Below are 19,994 nucleotides of genomic sequence, written 5' to 3' on the forward strand. Positions count from 1 at the left end.
ACTGGATCTCATTGTATGTTCTTTTTGCATGAAAAAGCCTAATAATGAGGACAGAACATGTAAAAAGAAACATTGATACAAACAAAGCTGTTCGCAAAACATCTCTTGCGAACTGCTTTTTTTATGTGCGTTTGTTTCCTCTTGTCGAGCTTTTGCTCCGCTTTGTCAATAAAAAAAGAATATCAATAAAAAAGGAGATGCCTCGCAATGAGGCACCTCCTTTTGGTTTTGTTGTATGTCTTTCCCCTTTAAAAGCAGGGATTTTATTTCAAAAAATACTTTTACTTGCCTGTGGTAGGTTGCAAGACAAGGCGCAAGCTATCGGCTTTTGAACGAGTCTTTAGCCAGCGTTGAAGCTGTTGCTGTTCTGCTGTTGATAGCGCATTTTTATATCCCACCAATGCCAAAACATAGTTTTTGGTAGCCAAAGTGTCGGTTCTTTCCTCAGATACTAACGACAAACTGATGGTATTTACTTGCGGACAAATAGCCTTAATCTCTTTAGAAAGCTCCTTACCTAATGTCTCATAGCTCCAATATTTTTTCAGTTGCTTTTCTAAGTTGCTCAGTTGTTCGCTTTGTGTAATAAGCTGTTCCTTGGTGTCGGCTAATGAGTTGCCCGACAAATCTTCTTTTCGTAGAGTATTATTACCTTGACTTCCTTGAATAATCACCAGTTTATAACCCTCAAGACTATATTCCTTTAGGTTTTCTTGAGCCTTTTTAATGGTATCTTCTCCAATGGGTTCGCCCACCGCTACAATACGAATAGTCTTGCTTTCGTCGTTTCTTTTGTTCGAAATAATATATGTTCCTTTCAACGTTAGCTCATTCTTAACAAATTGTTGAGTGTTGTTGTCTTGAATACTTTCACGAATAATTTGAGTGGTCATATATGTTGCTGGAATCATTGTGATAACAACAATGGCAAAGATATATTTTCTAACGCGTTGCAAAGCGGCTGCATCTGCAAAGGTTCTACGTTGAAAACGAAGCATTCTAACGCCTATAAAGGTAGAAAGCGCAATGAAGACGGTATTGATGAAGAAGAGATAAAACGCCCCAAAGAAGAACGAAATTTCTCCAACTGCAAGTCCATAACCAGCAGTACACAATGGTGGCATCAAGGCTGTAGCGATAGCAACGCCTGGAATTACATTACCTTTGCCTTTTGTGCATAAAGCAAGAATACCCGCAGCACCACCAAATATGGCGATGAGCACGTCGTATAACGTGGGCGAGGTGCGTGCCAATAGCTCTGATTGAGCCTCGCTAATCGGACTGATAATAAAGTATATCATTGCAGTGATAACACTTATTACCGTGGCAACAAGATAATTTTTCACCGAGCGTTTTAGCAAATTGAAGTCGTCTATGCCCACTGCTAAACCCATTCCGCTGATTGGTCCCATCAAAGGAGAGATGAGCATGGCACCTATAATCACTGCTGTTGAATTGACATTTAAACCTAATGAAGCGATGAAAACAGCGAAAATAAGTACCCAAAGGTTCGCTCCGTGGAAGGTTACTCCACTGCTTATCTGTTTAATAATCTCTGTTTCGTTCTCTTTATCGGGTAATGCATTGAAGTATCCCCTAATGTTTTTCCAAAATGAGTCGTTATTCATTGTCGTCCTTTTTTGACGACAAATATACGAATAAAAATGCAAACTTGATCCTCTTGTATGTAGAAAAGCCGAGAGCTTGCAATGCCTTTGTGCTAAAGTCTTTGTAAGGTAACGTGGCAATAACATTGCTTTTAGGCCATAATAGCAATGGAATTAGAGCCTAAAAAGAATGACTTTGCAAGACAAAAGCATTGATATTGAAAGAGAAGAAGAAGGAGATGAAAGTGGAAAGCCTTTTTGTGTGAATTAAAAAGTGTAGAGAAAGGGTGAAAATGGGGAAGAAGTGGGCAGACTTACTCAATGCCGATGTTGGGTGTCCACAACACCACTTTGTTTTGTTGGAGCGATTGTTGCACGTCGATGAGGCGTTGGTTGCTACTTCCTCGGAACAATAATGAAAGGTCTTTCTTGCTGTTTATAAACGGACCATCAACCAAAACGTCAATCCATTGCAATAGTTCTCGTTGCTCCTTCATCTTTAAAAGCGACTCGAACACAAAGCCCGTGTAGCACCAAATGTTCTTGTTTGTCTGCTGTTTAATGGTCTTTGCCAATTCAGTAAAGCCCTTTGCCTGATACATAGGGTCGCCTCCTGAGAAGGTAACATGGGCAAAAGGGTCGGCAGTAACAATCTTCATGATGTCGTTAGTGCTCATCATTGTGCCGTTGTTGATGTCCCATGACTGGGGATTATGGCACTCTATGCAAGCATGAGGACAGCCTGCACAATAGATAGAGGTGCGAAATCCGGGTCCATCAACAGTGGTATCTTCGAGTATGTTCAATATAGAAAGCATGTATATAGGCTGATTAGAGGGTCTAAAAGGACTGTTTGTCCTTTTCAAAAGCAAAAAAAGAAGGAGCAGTTGAGGCTACTCCTTCAGTCTTTTGTGGTTATTCTTACAATTTACTATTATCGTTGTTTGTTTGAAAGAGAGGTCTGTCGAGACTTAAATATCGTGGCGTACACGATCGTTTAGCTCTGCCAGTTTACCGTTATTCCAACGGTCGGTTGTGCCAACAAGATAACCAGTGATGCGTTGAAGGCGGTCGATATGATGTCCACCGCAATGAGGACAGGTCTCAAGAGTGTTGTCGGCATTCTCAAATCCACATGTCATACATCTGTTTCGGTTGTGATTCACGCTTCCATAGCCAATGTTATAGTGGTCCATCATATCCACAACATTCATAATAACTTGTGGGTTATGGGTTGCATCACCATCAATTTCCACATAGAAAATGTGTCCTGCACGGGTCAAATCGTGGTAAGGTGCTTCCACTTCAGCCTTGTGTTTTGCACTGCATTTGTAGTACACTGGCACGTGATTTGAATTGGTGTAATAGTCTCTATCGGTAATACCTTCGAGCTCACCAAACTCCTTTCGGTCCTTCAAAGTAAACTTACCCGATAGTCCTTCCGCTGGAGTTGCAAGCACACTAAAGTTATGTTGGTACATTTTAGTGAAGTCGTTGGCGCGGTCTCTCATGTAAGTTACGATCTTTAAGCCCAGTTCTTGCGCCTCATTATCTTCTCCATGGTGCTTACCTAACAAGGCTTTGAGGCACTCAGCCAATCCAATAAAGCCGATAGAGAGCGTTCCTTGGTTGATAACCGACTCGATAGTGTCGTCTGCTTTCAGCTTATCAGCACCTAACCACAGGCTTCTCATCACCATAGGGAACTGCTTTGCGTAGGCAGTCTTTTGGAAATTGTAGCGTTCTACCAATTGTTTTGCGGTTAAATCCAATACCTTGTCCAATTTAGCAAAGAACGAATTGATGCGCTCTTCCTTGTCTTTTATCTCCATACATTCAATGGCAAGGCGCACAATATTAACGGTAGTGAAAGAGATATTACCTCTTCCTATTGAGGTTTTAGGACCGAAATAGTTCTCGAATACACGAGTTCGGCAGCCCATTGTAGCCACTTCGTGAACATAACGCTTTGGATCTTCAGCCTTCCAGTCCTCACTTTGATTGAAAGTAGCATCTAAGTTGAGGAAATTAGGGAAGAAACGACGTGCTGTAACCTTACAAGCTAACTCGTATAAGTCGTAGTTCTTGTCTTGAGGAAGATAGTTAACGCCACGTTTCTTTTTCCATATCTGAATAGGGAAGATAGCAGTTTCGCCGTTACCCACACCGCTATAAGTGCTTTTGAGCAATTCTCTTATAACGCATCTACCCTCTGCAGAAGTGTCGGTTCCATAGTTGATAGACGAGAACACCACTTGGTTTCCACCACGAGAGTGTATCGTATTCATATTATGTATAAAGGCTTCCATAGCTTGATGCACACGAGCTACAGTTTTATTGATAGCGTGTTGCTTGATACGTTCTTTGCCTTTTAGACCATCGAGGGGCAGTTTTAGGTAGTCGTTAATCTCCGATTCGTATAGATCCGAGCAGTCTTCGCCCATCAAAGCCTCTAAGTTTTTCACCTCTTCAACGTAACTCATTCTTACATAAGGAGCGAGATAGAAGTCGAAAGCGGGTATAGCTTGACCGCCATGCATTTCGTTTTGCGCTGTTTCTAATGAGATACAAGCAATGACACTCGCTGTTTCTATGCGCTTTGCAGGGCGAGATGAGCCATGACCAGCACTGAAACCGTGTTCCAAAATGTTATCTAATGGATGTTGGCAGCAGGTGAGTGACTTAGTGGGATAATAGTCTTTATCGTGAATATGAATGTAGTTATGCGCCACAGCATCACGCACATCTTCGCTTAAAAGATAGTCGTCGACGAATGGTTTGGTTGTTTCGCTCGAGAACTTCATCATCATTCCAGCAGGAGTGTCAGCGTTCATATTAGCGTTTTCACGTGTAATATCATTCGATTTCACGTTGATTATTTCGAGGAAGATATCCCTTGTCTTTGCTTTTCGGGCAACATTACGAAGGTTTCTATACGAGATATATGCTCGAGCCACGTCCTTTCTGCGGCTCTTCATCAATTCGTTTTCAACCTTGTTTTGGATTTCTTCAACAGTCATTTGCGAGTGACCGCTCATCGAAATGCGGTCGGTTATCTGTTGAATAAGATTGCTATCCTCACCATTATTGGTGTGTAACATAGCCTTTCTGATAGCTCCACTGATCTTTTGTTCATTAAAGCCCACGATGCGGCCATCTCTTTTTACTACTGTCTGTATCATTTTTGGGAAATATTAAAGTTTGGTTTTGTATCTAAAGTTGATTTTCTTTCTACTTAAATTGGTGCAGCAAAGATAATGAAAGTTCTTATATAATTTCACTTTTGGATAACTTTTAAATAGTTAATATATGTCAATTATATGATAATCAATATCTTATAAAATAAAAATGGAAAACTTTTTAAATTCTTGTTTTATTGATATTTTTCAAAAAGAAAATAATTATTATATGGTGTAAAGGCGATTTTTAGGGGCTAAAAGAGCGAAAAACAGATTTGAGTTTTCTTTCAACTGAAACGCCTAAAGACTTGTTTAAGGGGGTATTATGAACCTTGATTCAAAGCAAAAAACAAGTTGTTGAGTTGCAATGGCATTCCTTCTGTTCGATAATTTGTGTGTGAAGGTTTGCACATGCTTTCCTTTTTTCTTAAATTTGTAAGCTCAAACAAGCGAACAAAATAAGAGTTGAGTTATAACTCAAAAATAACTCCATTTTAAAAGCATTGATATTAGCAGGTAAAAGCATTGTTATTGCAGGCTAATTGTAATGCTTTTAGCATGCAAAAGGATAGTAATTAAAATCTTAAAATTAGACAATTAGATGTCACGGGATAAAGTGTTAGGAGGTTTAACACCTCAAGAAGTAAGTGAAAGTAGGGCGAAACATGGTGAAAACGTACTTACTCCACCTCAGAAAGTGTCCATTTTTAAGCTTTATCTTGAAAAGTTTCAAGACCCCATTATACAAGTTTTACTCATCGCAGCCGTTGTTTCTTTACTGCTTGCATTCGTAGAAAACAACTTTATTGAAACCATTGGAATCTTCATTGCCATCTTTCTTGCCACCGCAATAGGCTTCTATTTCGAATTAGATGCAGCCAAAAAGTTCGAGGTTCTCAATACACTTGAAGAAGAACAGATGGTGAAAGTGCGTCGCAATGGAGTGGTAGAAGAAGTGATGCGCAAAGATATTGTAGTGGGAGATGTGATATTAATCGAGACAGGAGATGAGATACCAGCCGACGCTTGTTTAGTAGAAGCGATAGATTTACAGGTGAACGAGTCGTCACTTACAGGCGAACCCATTACCACTAAGCATGTAGAAATAACCTCATCTAAAGGCACAGAGGCTTACCCCCCTAACGTATTGCTTCGCTCAAGCATGGTAATGAGTGGTCGAGGAACGGCAGTTGTTACCGCAGTTGGCGACGAAACAGAGATCGGAAAGGTGTCGCATAAGTCTACAGAACTCACTTTTACGAAGACACCGCTAAGCATTCAGCTCTCAATGTTAGCCAAGATGATTAGTAAGATTGGCGTAACAGTGGCAGTATTGGCCTTTGTTGTCTTTCTTGTTCACGACATTTTGGTGAACCCAATATGGCAAACTAATCACTATTTAGATATGTTTGAGGTGGTTCTTCACTACTTTATGTTCAGCGTAACCATTATTGTTATGGCTGTTCCAGAAGGACTTCCAATGGCGGTTACATTGTCGTTGGCTCTCAATATGCGCCGAATGCTCAAGAGTAACAATCTTGTTAGAAAGCTACATGCATCTGAAACGATGGGAGCAGTTACGGTTATCTGTACCGATAAAACAGGAACACTTACCCAAAACAAGATGCAAGTGAATGATTTTGCACGAAGTTGCGAAGACGATGAGCTGCTTTTTGAGGCGATATCTGCCAATACTACTGCCGAATTATCATTGTCTCCAAACGATGAAGACAATGCAACTACCACTATTCCAGAGGGTATTGGCAATCCAACCGAAGTGGCATTGCTGCTTTGGTGCTATAAAAATGGCAAGAATTATAATAGTTATCGGAGCGAAACAAAAATACTTCATCAACTTCCTTTCTCAACAGAAAGAAAGTACATGGCCACCATTTCGCTCTATAATGGCGTGCCTTATCTCTTTATAAAGGGTGCTCCAGAAGTGGTATTGTCGTTCTGTAATATCACAGAAGACAAGAAAGCAGAAACCGAAAGCACTCTTCGTGGCTATCAAGATAAGGCTATGCGTACCCTTGCTTTGGCTTATAAGCAACTCGATAGCGATGTGGTTGAAAGCATAAAAGACAACTCTTTGAGCGCAGAACTATTGCAAGACTTCTGCTTACAGGCTGTTTTTGCCATCTCAGACCCTATCAGAGACGACGTTCCTAACGCCGTTTCAGAATGCCAAAGAGCTGGTATTAACGTTAAAATGGTTACTGGTGACACTTCGGCAACAGCCATTGAGATTGCTAAACAGATTGGTATTTGGAACGAAGAGGGCGTTTCTGAGAGCGAAAAGGAACGTTGGCACATCACAGGAACGCAGTTTGCAGACCTCGATGACAATGAGGCTTACGAGCGAGTAGCATCTTTAAAGGTGATGTCTCGTGCACGTCCAACAGACAAACAACGCTTAGTTGAATTGCTACAAGCCCGCAATGAGGTGGTAGCAGTTACGGGAGATGGAACCAATGACGCTCCTGCTTTGAACCATGCACATGTTGGTTTGTCGTTAGGCTCAGGCACTTCGGTAGCCAAAGAGGCAAGTGCTATGACCTTATTAGACGACTCTTTCAGCTCAATTACATTGGCTGTGATGTGGGGAAGGTCGCTTTATCGCAACATTCAACGCTTTCTTTATTTCCAATTGATTGTGAATCTCACCGCATTGTTATTGGTTGTGGGAGGCGCATTCATCGGAACTAACATGCCATTAACCGTTACTCAAATCCTTTGGGTGAACCTTATCATGGATACATTCGCTGCTATGGCATTGGCATCTCTGCCTCCTTCTAAAGATGTTTTGAAGGAAATGCCTCGCAAACAAAGCGACTTCATCATCTCAAATAAGATGTTTAGGGGAATACTTACACACGGAATATTCTTCTTTATCGTGCTTTTCTCGATGTTATATTATTATGGAAACGAGGTAAGTAACGGCATAACAACTCATCATCTCACCATATTCTTCACCACTTTCGTGATGATTCAACTGTGGAACCTATTCAATGCGAAGACATTTGGATGCAAAGACTCTGCCTTTAGTCATCTAAAACAGAGTAAAGGACTGCTCTTTGTGTTCCTAATTGTGTTGATAGGGCAGTGGCTTATCGTGTCGTTTGGTGGTAAGATGTTTAGAACTGAACCCCTATCTCTCACCGAATGGGGCGTAATTATTGCGCTTACTTCGCTTGTTTTGTGGGTAGAAGAATTGAAAAGACTATGGACTCGCAGAACAAAGTAAAAAACATTATATTCGACTTAGGTTGTATCTTGGTTGAACTTCACCCACAACGTTGCATCGATTCCTTTCGTTCTTTGGGCGCAGAAGCCGTTGCAAAGTATATAGAAACACATCAAACACGAGATTTGTTCTATCATATTGAGGTGGGAAAGATCACCAATGCGGCCTTTTGTGAGGCAGTTCGAGAGCTAACCGAATTGCCCTTGAAAGACGAAGAGATTGAAAGTGCGTGGAATTCGCTTATTGGAACCATTCCAGAACATAAGCTACAAGCCATTAAAGAGCTTGCTAAAACGCACCAATTGTTTATTCTTAGTAACACCAACGCAATGCATTGGGCGTGTTGCGAGCCTTTGTTTACAACCGAAAAGGGAGAAAACGTGTTGCAACTCTTTCAAGATATCTTCCTATCTAACAAGCTTCAGCTCATCAAACCCAGTGCAGAGATCTTTCAAGAGGTGGTGAAACGGACGGGAATAAAGCCCGAAGAGACTTTATTTATCGACGATCTTCAACCCAATTGCGATGCTGCTTGCCAACTTGGTTTTAACGTATTGCACGACCCAAAGGGTACTATTTGGCCCCAAAAGCTATTGAAATAGAAACATGACAACGCTATATCTCACCCCAGAAACAAAGCAGTTGCAACCCAGTGTGGCAACTATTGGCTTTTTCGATGGGGTACATTTAGGGCATCAACACGTGCTAAAGCAGGTGGTTGAGCATGCTCATAGAAGGCAATGGACATCTATTGCTATCACATTCGATGTGCATCCACGAGTCGTTGTGCAACCAAATTTCACGCCAGAGCTCATCACTCCGCTCGAAGAAAAGCTGCACTTGCTTTCTCATACGGGTATAGATGTCACCGCAGTGCTGCCCTTCTCTGCAGAAATGGCACAGCTTTCGGCATTTCGTTTCATGCAAACCATCTTAAAAGAGCAGTTAAACGTACAGCAACTCATCATTGGTTACGACAATCGTTTTGGCAAACAAAGCGGTGAAACCTTTGAAGATTATGTGCGATTTGGGGCAGAATTGGGCATAGAAGTGTTGCTTTCCACTCCATTCGACACGCCACAAGGACGTGCTTCGTCGTCAACTATACGCAAGATGTTGCACAATGGCGAGGTAGATGTGGTGCAACAGCTCCTCAGTCGCCCTTATTCTTTCTTAGGAAAGGTGGTTCATGGCTATCAAGAAGGTCGCAAATTAGGCTTTCCAACCGCCAATATCGAACCCAAATATAGCACGACAATTCTACCAAAAGAAGGCGTTTATGCCGTTCAAATAGAGCTTTCTGCTACCCACAAACGCTATAATGGCATGCTCAATATAGGCAATCGACCCACCTATGGCACCTTTAAACAAACCATAGAGGTGCACATCTTCGACTTTAATGAAGAGATATACGATAGCGAAGTGCGTGTGTTCTTTATCGAAAGAGTGCGTGATGAGGTGAAATTTTCATCAGTAGAGCAGCTCAAAGAACAGCTTATTGCAGATAAAAAGAGGGTAGAACAAATTCTTAACTCGCTGAAATAATTATTCAATACAAATTCTATACACTATGGATCCTACATTAAAAATCTGTTTAAAAGCCGTTGGTTTCCTTATTTTAGTAGCCATTATTCAAGCCATTTCGCTCTATATTGTGGGCGCAGTTTATGCTGTTTCTTCCGATACTCCATTCGAAGAAGTGATGCATGTGATATCAACTCAGGGCTGGGAGTTAGCCAATGAGGTGATTATTCCATCGACCATATTAGGACATATCATAACCATTGTTTGCTTTTTGTTGGCAAAATGGACACCCATATCAACTCATTATATCTCAAAAAAGCCCTATCAGCTTTTAGGTCTCATTGTTCTTTTCTCGCTATTCATCGTTCTTCCCTTGGCAGGAATATACGAATGGACAGGCTTAGAGCTGTCGAAAGACATTCAAAAGCTTTTTAATGCAATCATGCAAAAGCCCTTTGGTATTGTAGCTGTGGCGATATTGGCACCCATTGTGGAAGAAATTGTGTTTAGAGGAGCTATTTTAAGACTCTTGTTAGAGTGTTTCTCGGGCAAGAAAGCATGGATTGCCATTGTTATTTCGGCAGTTGCATTTGGTCTGTTCCATGGCAATTTGGCGCAAGCAGTTAACGCTTCGTTCCTTGGTTTGATACTTGGTTGGCTCTATTATCGCACCAAAAGCATCGTTCCATCTATGGTTTTGCACCTGGTGAACAACATTTCTGCAGTGGTAATGACGCTTGCTTTCTCTTCAGATCCAGATATAAAGGTGATTGAAATGTTTGGAAACAACCTTCCACTTGCTGTTGGTTGCCTCACAGTGTCGGCTCTTTTAGCAATTGGAACCTTCCTTCTTATTCGTAAAAAAATATAGAATACCGATCCGTTTAGCGTCTTTGCGTGTTGTGAAGTGAGTGCAGAATATCTTGAAAGGTAATGCACTTTATTCTAAAAGAAGATGCAACTCGTTTTAAATGACTTATATATAAATAGGTGAGGAGCGTGCCAATCGTTTTCTTTTTAACAAATATTAGATAGAGAAACGATGTGCATTGCGCACCATTCTAAGTTAAGAAAAGGAGTGTTTTTAGTATTTTTGCCCATCTTAAGGCTCTCGTTTGTGCCCTTGATGATGTGCAGATGTCCACTAAAAACATTCCTTTTATTTTCTATTTCAGTAAAAGATCACTCAAAAGCAGTCTTCCTTTGAGTCTAATTTTGCCCCTTTTTATCGATAAAAGGTGGCTTTTCTTCCTTTTTACATATCACTAAAACACCCTAAAAGCATCGTTTTCATCGAGCAAACACATTGCTTTCGTGTTGCAATAGCATTGCTTTTGCGTTGTCAACTCACTGCTTTTAGCTCATTCTTTGCGTATTTTCATCTCTTTTGCATCATCTTTTAAAAGAATGGTTCAATGAAATAAAAAAGTGTGCGCTGTGTTTTTGTTATTGGAAAGCAAGGAGTGAGCGACCCCAAAGAAAGGGAAATAGGGGCAAGATACAAGGATGGTAAATTTAAATTAATTAACAAATAAAGCATAAAAAGTCGAATTTTTATTAAGTAGTTTATAAAAAAATATTGTTTAAAGGATAAGAGCTACTACTTTATTAGTAAAGAACAACCAACCTAAAGCAGTCTCCACTAGCCGTTGAAAATGCCCTATAACAGAGCAAAATACAAGAAATAAAAGCGTCTAGAACTACAACTACCTTACAAAAAGAAAAGAAATAACTAAAAACAACGATGAAAAGTAATAAGCATCTATTAAAAGAAACCATGCTTAAAGCCGCATTTGGTGCTTTAATAGCAATGGCTCCTATTGGTGAATCAAAGGCTCAAGTAACCCTAAAAACACCTAACACCACCCTTGAAGTTGTTATAAAGAAGATTCAAAAGCAAATGAACCTTCGCTTTTTCTATGATGATAGCTTAGCAAAAGTGATGGTGAACAACATTGATGTCAAAGACGAAAAAGTGCAAAACGTGTTGAATCAATTGTTGAAAGGAAAGGGTATATCTTTTAAGGTGGAAGATAATGTGGTGTATTTGCGCAAAGAGAACGCACCAGTAGCAAAGGAAAAGGCTACAGATTCTAAACGTAAAATCACTGGAAAGGTGCTCGATGAGGCTCAACAACCAATGATTGGCGTTACTGTTGCAGTGAAAGGTAGTACCACAAGAGCCGTTACTGACATAGACGGTAACTATCAATTGCAAACAAGTGAGACTGCTCCTGTGTTGCAATTTAGCTACCTTGGCTATAAAACAAAAGAGGTGAAGGCTTCGGGAAAAGATGCTATTACAACCACTATGGACGTGGATTCGAAAGCATTAGACGAGGTGGTGGTAACCGCTTTGGGTATTAAAAGAGATAAAAAGATGTTGGGCTACTCGGTGCAAGACATCAAAAGCGATGCTTTGAACACCACTGGTGATCCCTCTGTTGTAGGTGCTTTGTCGGGAAAAGTGGCAGGTTTGCAGATGAATACCGCTAGTACTGGTCTTGGAGGATCTACTAAAATAACCATAAGAGGTAACTCATCACTCACCGATAACAACCAACCTTTATGGATTGTAGATGGAGTTCCCTTCTCAGATAACAACACTTCTAACGCTTCTGCCTATGGAGGTTACGACCGAGGAGGCACTTCTTTAGATATTAACCCAGACGATATCGAAAGCATTTCGGTGCTAAAAGGCCCTAATGCAGCTGCTCTTTATGGTTCAAGAGCAGGTAATGGTGTGATCTTAGTCACCACTAAAAAGGGCGCAAATAAGTCTGGTTTCGGTGTAAGTTATAACGGAAACTTTACATGGAGCAGCGTTTCGCAAGCCATTAAGATGCAAAATCGATTTGGACAAGGTAGCAATGGCGCTGTAAACTATAAACGCAATGCCAGTGGAGACATTGAAGGTTTGAACGGAGAGTTGTCTTTTGGTCCTGAATTAGATGGACATGAAGAATACAATTGGTATGGAACGAAGTCGCCTTATCAATACACTGGCGATAAACTTCGTGATTACTTTAAAACGGGTTTCTCTCAATTTCATACCGTTGCACTAGGCAATAACAGCGAAAAAGGACATTATCGCCTATCTATTGGCTACAATGATAACAAGGGATTGTTTAAGAATGAAACCTTAGATAAATTGTCTATCGACCTCAATGCAGGTACTGTTGTGAACAAATATCTTTCTCTTGATGGTAAGATCTCATTGTCTCACATGAAGGCTTGCAATCGTCCTTTACTCGGATTGAATGGCGAAGTGGCTCAACTTCTACTCATTCCAGGTAACGTTTCATTAAGAAGTTTGGAAGAAAACCAAAGCTCTGAGACTCAAATTCACCGCAACTGGTTCGGTCCTAACCAACATTATTCGAACCCATATTACGTTCGTCACCGCTATAAAAACAGCGATGAACGATGGAGAGCCTTTGGTTATTATGGCGCAAACATCAACCTTCTCGATAATTTAAAGCTCAATGCGAAATACTCTTTCGATTATTATAGAACTCGATTGCAAACATCTGACCTTAGTTTAGCAGATCAAGCGATTACCACAGGCACATCAACTTGGCAAGAGAAGATCACTACTGATGGTATGCAACGTGGCGAAGAGAATCACTTTGAACACAACATTCAAATGCTATTACTTGGCAATAACCAACTAACTCCAAAGCTTCGTGTTGATTATTCGTTAGGAGGTAATGTCATGTATCAAAAGTATGAGCTCTTTCAAGGAGGCGTTCAAAACATGTTAAACAAAGATGTTTGGGTGTATAACACTGGTGGAAAGCTCGTAAGTGGTGGCGATAACGGTTTTAATAGAGCAATGTATTCGGTATTTGTATCGGCTCAATTGGCTTATTCTGAATACCTTTCGTTAGACTTAACCGCTCGAAACGACTGGTCTTCTACGCTTCCTAAGGGTCAAAACTCATTCTTCTATCCTTCTGCAAGCATCAGCTTTATGTTCTCAGACTTTATGAAGTCGATTGATAAACCATTGCCTTCTTGGGTTACTTTCGCTAAGATTAGAACCTCATTAGCGCAAGTTGGTAAGGATCCAAGCCCCTACAATCTATACAATACACGTAAGTTTGAATTTGAATCAGGTATCAGAAAGCCCGTTGTTAATACCATTAAAATGAACGATATGCTTAAACCTGAGATCAAAACTTCGTATGAATTGGGTCTCGATATGAAATTCCTTAACAACCGATTAGGCTTCGATTTCACTTATTATTATAGCGTAACACGCAACCAATCGATGTTAGTTGATGCCGCAGCACCATGGTCTCAGCAGTGGGTTAACGCAGGAAAGATCTTGAATAGAGGTGTAGAAATGATGGTTTATACCACTCCTATTCAAACAAAGGACTTGACCTTCAATTTCAATATGAACTTTGCTCACAACCGATCTATCGTGAAAGAGCTCGCACCTGGTGTGCAACGCATCTACTTTAACGGTGATAATAATATGCCAGTACGTGTTGGTGCGGTTGTAGGAGGAAAGCTTGGAGACATCTATGCCAATAATCTTATGAAGCGAAACGATGCTGGTCAAGTGATAGTTAACGCACAAGGATTACCCCAACCTGCCACTGGAAACGGTAATTTGGAACAGTATTTGTTGAGCAACCCCATAGGAAATATACAGCCAGACCTATTGATGTCGGTTACACCTTCATTGACTTTCAAAGGCATTTCGCTAACAGCTATGTTCGATATGCGCTTTGGTGGTAGCATAATGTCAGTGTCAGAAGGTATGGCAACCTCTGTAGGTACATCTGAAAGAACCTTGAATCGTGGCGAATATAAAGAGATATCAGGTGTGAAAGACTATTATATGGTGGTGCCAGGAGTGAAGGAAGACGGTTCAATTAACGACATTCCAGTGAGCGCTCAGGCATATTATTCAACCATAGGTATATACAAATCACAGAAAGGTTATGCCGAAGAGTTCATTCATAGCGCATCTTATATCAAGCTAAAGGAATTGTCTTTGGGTTATAGTTTCCCACAACGCATGCTCAAAAAGACTCCTTTTACGGCCTTAAAACTATCATTTGTGGCACGAAACCTCTGCTTCTTGATGAAACATACACCAGGAAATCCTGACGGAGGCTATGATACTACAATGTTTTCTCAAGCACTTGACTTTGCAGCAGTGCCCTATACACGAACCTTTGGTTTCTCTATTAACGTTGGATTTTAATGTAATAAAGATATGAAAGCTTGTCAATTCATAAGAAAAACAATATACTTGGCTGCCGTAAGCGCCCTTGTTGGTTGCTACGACCTAAATGATTTAAGTAAAAACCCATACGAATTGCCCGACAACTCGTCTCAATCTAAAGAGATAAACGTCGAGAAAGACAATTCAAAATATGCCGATATCAATATCGACTTCGCTGTATCTGCAAACGATTCAGTGAACCTTAAGAGTAAACTTGCAGATGCTCCAGCTATCTTTCGCAACTTTTTATACGAAGGATATTATAACGATTATCAGATCACCACGAACTTATCGCACGACATCTATGCAGGCTTTGTGGCTAATAATCAACCCAAACACGCTGGAAAAACATCTGATTACAACTACGGAGACGGCTGGTCTGGAGCACGTTGGCGACACTTTTACGAGAATCGTTCAAGCGAATATAGAGACCTTTTACGTGCTTTTAAATTCAATGAGCACCCAGAACGCTATAAAAACATGTTCTACATCACTCGCATCTACTATGCTTTCTTAGCGCTTGCCAATACAGATACATACGGATCTATGCCTTTTAGAGAGTATGTTCGTGCGAGAATACCCGAAACCAACAATGTTGCTTACGACACACAACAAGAGGTTTACGATGCAATGTTTCGCATGTTAGAGCAAGCTGTGGATAGTATTGCACCCGAAGACAACACCCAATACAATGTAGATAAGCAAGATATATGCTACTTTGGCGATGTAAATAAGTGGTTACGCTTTGCAAATACATTGCGTTTGCGTATGGCTTTGCGCATTTCTAACATCGATCCTGCTCGTGCAAAGACTGAAGCTGAGGCTGCATTAAATAACAAATACGGTTTAATGACAAGCAATGCCGATAACATGCAGACTGTTCCTAAGCACGCATCTGTGGCACTTGGCGGTTTAGAAGATGGTGGAAACGAGAACGTTTTGTCTATGTGTAGCGTCGCTTATGGTGGAGAAAGCGTGATGTCTTACGATCTTGAGCAGTTCTATCGCAATCTATCTACAGGCGGAGGAACCTACAAAATAAAGACAGGTAGAAACAAATACGAAGAGAAAGTGATTGACCCTCGCTGCTTAGTGTGCTGGTATCGAGGTGGAATGACAAGCAATACGATTGCAGCAGGTGAGGAAAGTCTTCGTGAAGACTTCAAAGGTTGCAAGCGAGGAGCGCAAGTTCCCGACATATCTATGGGTACATTGATGTACAGTATCACACGAACACAACCCAAGCCAGCATCACATCAGCTCAATCCTAACTATTGGTTTAACTATGCTCAGCCTACAGTTTGGTTGGGATATGCCGAAAGTTTGTTCCTAAAGGCAGAGGCGGTGTTACGTGGTTGGACTGCAACTGGGCTTACAATGAGCGTTGAAGACTATTTCAAAGCAGGTGTAAAGGCGTCGTTAGACTATTATATGATACCTCAAAACACCAACCTTCCAGGTGCAGCAGATAGCTATATGGCAGGCTTAAAGGTGCTAAACGACGGCACATTTAATAGTGGTGACAAAGAAAAAGTACTCGAAGCGATTATCACTCAGAAGTGGATGGCCATCTTTCCAAATGGAAATGAGGGTTGGGCTGAATTGAGAAGAACAGACTATCCACGCATACTTAATCAGCTAACTAATAACAGTGGTGGCGATGTTCCTAACGGAAAGACCATCAAACGCATATTCTATCCAAACTCAGAAGCGGGTAATCAATACTTCACAAGCCATCAAGAGCTTCAAAATATGAATAGTCAAGGCAAGCGATTGTGGTGGGATGTGGACGATACCAACGACGAACAAGGCGTTTGGAAGAAGCCAAATAACTTTAGAACACAACCCTAATGGGATAGAAAAGATAGTCTACTGCATTCCTTTTTTTCATGTTATGTTAGAATAGAAAGTCAAAAACAAGTCTTAAAAAGTTGTTACTAAGCAAGGAAGCAGTAGACTTTAATATTGAAAGCAGAGCCTTCATATAGGTTATATAATAGGGATATAAGATTGTTTTAGCTCTGTCTTTCGCCAACACAGGTATGTTTTCATCCATACCTGTGTTCTTTTTTGTTGGCACCTTGAAAGCTTTTGGGTGCCCAACGCCATTCTTTTCCTGTCTATTTATTTTCTTTTTAATGTAGAATTCAGCCATTTCTCGTTCCCTTTTAAGTATCTTTTTGCCCCTTTATTCATTTCGCTTTCGTTTCTTTTTGGGTATCTTTCCGCCCTTTATTCATTCTGCTTTCGTCTCCTTTTGCTCGTCTTTAAAATCTTGAAAGAATCTTTCCTCAACTCCATTCTATTCACCTTACTTTGCAATAGCATTGCTTTTGGGGTGAAATCTCATTGCTTTTAGGACGTAATAGCAGTCCTTTTACAGTGTAAAAGCATAGCGTTTGCAAGATGAAAGCGTAATAGGTTGAAAATAAAGGAGGTGTGAGGGGTAGGCAATAGCATGAAGAGAATGATATAAAAGGAGAAAGATGGTTGAAGAATGGGGGAATTTTTACTTTGCATGATCCATGTTATAGCGTTGCAGTTCATTTCTTCTCAAAATACATCTTTATATTTTGTTTCTTTAAGTCTTTATCCTCTTGTTCTGCTACTTTTTGTAAATATTTTGGCTTAAACTGTAAAAATATTAAGCGAAAATGCTTTTTATTTGTGAAAAAAGATGTATATTTGTTGCGTTATAAAATAAATAATAAGAAGTAAGAAATATCTTCGAACAATCTGTTATTTACCGACTTAGAAGAATTTAAACAATTAATATTAATCGAAAATGAAAAAGAAATTAGCACTTGTAATGGCATTTCTTTGCTTGTCTACTGGCGTTTTCGCACAACGAAAGGTTGAAGTTGTGGAAAAAGTGAAGGTGGATACCAACGCACCTGCAGGCAAAGTGATCAAAAGAAAAGTGGCAATTGGACGCTTTTCTAATGAAACCCAATATGGAAAAGGACTTTTCTATGATAAAGAAAACGACCCAATGGGAAAGCAAGCCCTCGATATTTTATCATCTAAATTGGCAGCTTCTGGTAAGTTTTTGTTGCTCGAACGTGGCGATCTTGATGCCTTATTAGAAGAGGTTAAGAAAGGAGATGGAGGCGCAAACACCATTGGTGCCGACTATTTAATTATCGGTTCGATTACCGAATTCGGTAGAAAGAACGTGGGAAAGCAAGGCGTTTTCACCAATACTAAAACGCAAACCGTTGACGCTGCCGTCGCTATTCGATTGGTAGATGTGGCTTCTGGCTTGATAGTTTACTCTGATGAGGCAAAGGGTTCAGCAGAAATTACCAGTAAAACAACCTTGGGAGTGGGTAGTAATGCAGACTATGATGCGTCTTTAAGCGATAAAGCTATATCTGAAGCGATAGGTCAATTGGTGGAAAACATCATCAATAAATGCACCAATAAACCATGGCGTACCTACTTTTTAAGCTACGACGACGATGCAGTTCTTATCGGAGGAGGAGCAAGTCAGGGCATTGTTGCAGGCGATGTGTTTGCTGTTAAGACGAAAGGAAAGAAGGTAAAGAATCCTCAAACAGGTGTAATGATAGAGCTTCCAGGTAAGACTGTGGGACAAGTGAAGGTGCTTTCTACTGCTGGAGACACTCCTGAAACCGAGTATTCTGTGGTAGAAGTGTCGGCAACAACACCTATCGATGCAAGTAAAATCAATGACTATTATATCGAAGAAATTAAAAAATAGGAACTATGAAGACTAAAATTATATTGTTTTTGAGTGTCTTGGTACTCTTAGTTGCATGCAAAACAAGTTATCCAAGAGAACAACAATCGGGCAAAGAAGATGTTGCTTTCTTGCTATTTGTGTCGTATAAGCAATATGTAAACAAGCCTCTTACAGTTGTTTTAGATGGTGGTGTGACCTTTACTGCAAAGGCAGTGAAAGACAGAAAGGCAACTTATAAAGGAGAATCTTATGCCGTTAAGCCTGGAGCACGTGACATTATTGTGCGCAGTGGCAACGATGTTATCTACTCAAAAAAGCTGTTCTTATCTCCACAAGAGACCAAACAAATTAAATTACCATAATGAAAAAACTTTTATCTATTGCCCTACTTGCTGGCTTAATGACGGCTTGTTCGACCCAAAAACCGCTCTATTCGTGGTATAACTACGAAGATGCTACCTACAAGTTCGATAAAAAGCAGAGCGAAGCTGCTCAACAACACTTGTTGGAAGAATATCAAAAAATGATTGAAAAGCAAAAGGGATTGCGCAAAACTGTGCCCCCAGGACTCAACGCTGAGTATGGTTTTTTGCTTTGTAAGCTAGGTAAAAAAGAAGAAGGAATAAAGTATTTAAAGGCCGAAATCGCCCTTTATCCCGAGTCAGCAACATACGTTAGTAGAATAATTAAACAATTAGAGAAATGAAAAAGTACTTATTCATCGTAGTAACGATATTGCTACTCGCTTCTTGTTCAGAAACAGTTACACTTGGAACTCAATACCCTAAGATGTATACTGATAAGCCTACATCTATCGTAATCATGCCTCCTATCAATAAAACTAACTTTGTTCAGGCTAAAGAATACTTCTACACGACACTTTATGGACCTCTTTGTGAAAAGGGATATTATGTGTTTTCACCCTTGATGACAATGGATTTGTTTAAAGGCGAGAGTGCTTATGATAGCGAAATGTTTATCAATGGCGACCTAAAGAAATTCCGTTCTATCCTTGGAGCCGATGCTTGTATGTTCACAACTATCAAGTCTTGGAAGCGTAATAACCTTGGAGGAGTGATCACAGTGGACGTAGAATACACTCTAAAGTCAACCCGAACAAATGAAATACTCTATCAACGTGAGGGATTAATACGCCTTGATACCAGTGTAGGAGTATCGGGTGGAGGTCTCTTTGGAGCTCTTATTAATATGGCAGCAACGGCTATTAATACCGCAGCAACAGACAAAGTGATTGCTGGAAGACGCTGTTCTGCATTTGTGTTGAGTAACCTTCCTGCAGGTGTTTACGATGAAGTGCACTATAATAAGGACGAGAAGAGTCCAGCAGGAAAGAGCTTTATCAAAGCAACCGTAAAATAATTGATCCGCTTGCGATGAGCAGAGTGTGAGTATTTTCATAATTTTAAAGTTTTAATGGATGTCCTTTCTGCACGTTCTCAGCATTGTTGTTGAGCCGTGTAGAAAGGCT

At 40.4% G+C, this 19,994-nt stretch carries 15 protein-coding genes; 11 read left to right on the forward strand and 4 right to left on the reverse strand.

All coding sequences use genetic code 11. From position 1 onward, the window contains the following. Positions 1-44 precede the first annotated feature (44 nt). Entirely contained in the window at positions 45-332 is a 288-nt protein-coding gene (locus tag A3GM_RS11565) for a hypothetical protein (protein ID WP_154648094.1), read from the forward strand. On the opposite strand, the gene A3GM_RS0105620 is transcribed toward A3GM_RS11565, so the two are convergent. The 3 genes from A3GM_RS0105620 to A3GM_RS0105635 form a co-directional block, all read right to left on the reverse strand. Beyond that, the gene (locus A3GM_RS0105620) at positions 282-1,628 is read right to left on the reverse strand and encodes a TIGR00341 family protein (RefSeq protein ID WP_018362416.1); all 1,347 of its coding nucleotides are present in this window, start codon (positions 1,626-1,628) and stop codon (positions 282-284) included. The two genes, A3GM_RS11565 and A3GM_RS0105620, sit on opposite strands and share 51 nt — an antisense overlap. 293 nt (positions 1,629-1,921) lie before the next feature. Then, complete coding sequence (nrdG, locus tag A3GM_RS0105630) at positions 1,922-2,425, reverse strand: anaerobic ribonucleoside-triphosphate reductase activating protein (protein WP_018362417.1); 504 nt, start codon at positions 2,423-2,425, stop codon at positions 1,922-1,924. Positions 2,426-2,578: 153 nt separating this feature from the next. Beyond that, entirely contained in the window at positions 2,579-4,789 is a 2,211-nt protein-coding gene (locus tag A3GM_RS0105635; RefSeq protein ID WP_018362418.1) for an anaerobic ribonucleoside triphosphate reductase, read from the reverse strand. Between the two features lie 598 nt (positions 4,790-5,387). Here A3GM_RS0105635 and A3GM_RS0105645 point away from each other — a divergent pair. The 6 genes from A3GM_RS0105645 to A3GM_RS0105670 all read left to right on the forward strand — a co-directional run bounded on the left by A3GM_RS0105645 (position 5,388) and on the right by A3GM_RS0105670 (position 16,650). Continuing rightward, entirely contained in the window at positions 5,388-8,033 is a 2,646-nt protein-coding gene (locus A3GM_RS0105645) for a calcium-translocating P-type ATPase, PMCA-type (protein WP_018362420.1), read from the forward strand. Next, a complete protein-coding gene (locus A3GM_RS0105650) occupies positions 8,012-8,635 on the forward strand; it encodes an HAD family hydrolase (protein WP_018362421.1) in 624 nt (207 codons plus the stop codon). Before A3GM_RS0105645 ends, A3GM_RS0105650 begins: the two co-directional genes overlap by 22 nt. 4 nt (positions 8,636-8,639) lie before the next feature. Further along, positions 8,640-9,578, forward strand: a complete 939-nt coding sequence (locus tag A3GM_RS0105655; RefSeq protein ID WP_018362422.1) for a bifunctional riboflavin kinase/FAD synthetase — start codon at positions 8,640-8,642, stop codon at positions 9,576-9,578. Between the two features lie 25 nt (positions 9,579-9,603). Further along, the gene (locus tag A3GM_RS0105660; RefSeq protein WP_018362423.1) at positions 9,604-10,428 is read left to right on the forward strand and encodes a CPBP family intramembrane glutamic endopeptidase; all 825 of its coding nucleotides are present in this window, start codon (positions 9,604-9,606) and stop codon (positions 10,426-10,428) included. Between the two features lie 873 nt (positions 10,429-11,301). Beyond that, positions 11,302-14,778 (forward strand): SusC/RagA family TonB-linked outer membrane protein, encoded by a 3,477-nt coding sequence (locus A3GM_RS0105665; protein WP_018362424.1) that lies wholly within the window; start codon positions 11,302-11,304, stop codon positions 14,776-14,778. A 12-nt stretch (positions 14,779-14,790) separates the two neighbouring features. Beyond that, positions 14,791-16,650 carry a SusD/RagB family nutrient-binding outer membrane lipoprotein gene (locus A3GM_RS0105670; RefSeq protein ID WP_018362425.1) on the forward strand — a complete coding sequence of 620 codons (1,860 nt, stop codon included), beginning with the start codon at positions 14,791-14,793 and terminating at the stop codon, positions 16,648-16,650. A gap of 46 nt (positions 16,651-16,696) precedes the next feature. Here A3GM_RS0105670 and A3GM_RS0105675 read toward each other — a convergent pair whose 3' ends face one another. Further along, positions 16,697-16,954 (reverse strand): hypothetical protein, encoded by a 258-nt coding sequence (locus tag A3GM_RS0105675; protein ID WP_018362426.1) that lies wholly within the window; start codon positions 16,952-16,954, stop codon positions 16,697-16,699. Between the two features lie 630 nt (positions 16,955-17,584). Between A3GM_RS0105675 and A3GM_RS0105680 the strand changes: the two genes are divergently transcribed. The 4 genes from A3GM_RS0105680 to A3GM_RS0105695 are packed head-to-tail and all read left to right on the forward strand — an operon-like array spanning position 17,585 to position 19,885. Beyond that, on the forward strand, positions 17,585-18,523 hold the full coding sequence (locus A3GM_RS0105680; protein ID WP_018362427.1) for a CsgG/HfaB family protein: 939 nt from the start codon (positions 17,585-17,587) through the stop codon (positions 18,521-18,523). Between the two features lie 5 nt (positions 18,524-18,528). After that, positions 18,529-18,867, forward strand: coding sequence for a hypothetical protein (locus A3GM_RS0105685; protein ID WP_018362428.1), 339 nt, complete (start codon positions 18,529-18,531; stop codon positions 18,865-18,867). Then, positions 18,867-19,211, forward strand: coding sequence for a DUF4810 domain-containing protein (locus tag A3GM_RS0105690; protein WP_018362429.1), 345 nt, complete (start codon positions 18,867-18,869; stop codon positions 19,209-19,211). Before A3GM_RS0105685 ends, A3GM_RS0105690 begins: the two co-directional genes overlap by 1 nt. Beyond that, positions 19,208-19,885 carry a GNA1162 family protein gene (locus A3GM_RS0105695; protein ID WP_018362430.1) on the forward strand — a complete coding sequence of 226 codons (678 nt, stop codon included), beginning with the start codon at positions 19,208-19,210 and terminating at the stop codon, positions 19,883-19,885. The genes A3GM_RS0105690 and A3GM_RS0105695 overlap by 4 nt, the downstream gene beginning before the upstream one ends. The last annotated feature ends 109 nt before the right edge of the window (positions 19,886-19,994 follow it).

Source organism: Hoylesella nanceiensis DSM 19126 = JCM 15639, from assembly GCF_000379965.1.
Lineage (GTDB): Bacteria > Bacteroidota > Bacteroidia > Bacteroidales > Bacteroidaceae > Prevotella > Prevotella nanceiensis.

Coding starts and splice junctions, on each gene's coding strand:
- A3GM_RS11565 (WP_154648094.1), top strand. CDS start 45: ATGAGGACAGAACATGTAAAAAGAAACATTGATACAAACAAAGCTGTT.
- A3GM_RS0105620 (WP_018362416.1), bottom strand. CDS start 1,628: ATGAATAACGACTCATTTTGGAAAAACATTAGGGGATACTTCAATGCA.
- nrdG (WP_018362417.1), bottom strand. CDS start 2,425: ATGCTTTCTATATTGAACATACTCGAAGATACCACTGTTGATGGACCC.
- A3GM_RS0105635 (WP_018362418.1), bottom strand. CDS start 4,789: ATGATACAGACAGTAGTAAAAAGAGATGGCCGCATCGTGGGCTTTAAT.
- A3GM_RS0105645 (WP_018362420.1), top strand. CDS start 5,388: ATGTCACGGGATAAAGTGTTAGGAGGTTTAACACCTCAAGAAGTAAGT.
- A3GM_RS0105650 (WP_018362421.1), top strand. CDS start 8,012: ATGGACTCGCAGAACAAAGTAAAAAACATTATATTCGACTTAGGTTGT.
- A3GM_RS0105655 (WP_018362422.1), top strand. CDS start 8,640: ATGACAACGCTATATCTCACCCCAGAAACAAAGCAGTTGCAACCCAGT.
- A3GM_RS0105660 (WP_018362423.1), top strand. CDS start 9,604: ATGGATCCTACATTAAAAATCTGTTTAAAAGCCGTTGGTTTCCTTATT.
- A3GM_RS0105665 (WP_018362424.1), top strand. CDS start 11,302: ATGAAAAGTAATAAGCATCTATTAAAAGAAACCATGCTTAAAGCCGCA.
- A3GM_RS0105670 (WP_018362425.1), top strand. CDS start 14,791: ATGAAAGCTTGTCAATTCATAAGAAAAACAATATACTTGGCTGCCGTA.
- A3GM_RS0105675 (WP_018362426.1), bottom strand. CDS start 16,954: ATGGCTGAATTCTACATTAAAAAGAAAATAAATAGACAGGAAAAGAAT.
- A3GM_RS0105680 (WP_018362427.1), top strand. CDS start 17,585: ATGAAAAAGAAATTAGCACTTGTAATGGCATTTCTTTGCTTGTCTACT.
- A3GM_RS0105685 (WP_018362428.1), top strand. CDS start 18,529: ATGAAGACTAAAATTATATTGTTTTTGAGTGTCTTGGTACTCTTAGTT.
- A3GM_RS0105690 (WP_018362429.1), top strand. CDS start 18,867: ATGAAAAAACTTTTATCTATTGCCCTACTTGCTGGCTTAATGACGGCT.
- A3GM_RS0105695 (WP_018362430.1), top strand. CDS start 19,208: ATGAAAAAGTACTTATTCATCGTAGTAACGATATTGCTACTCGCTTCT.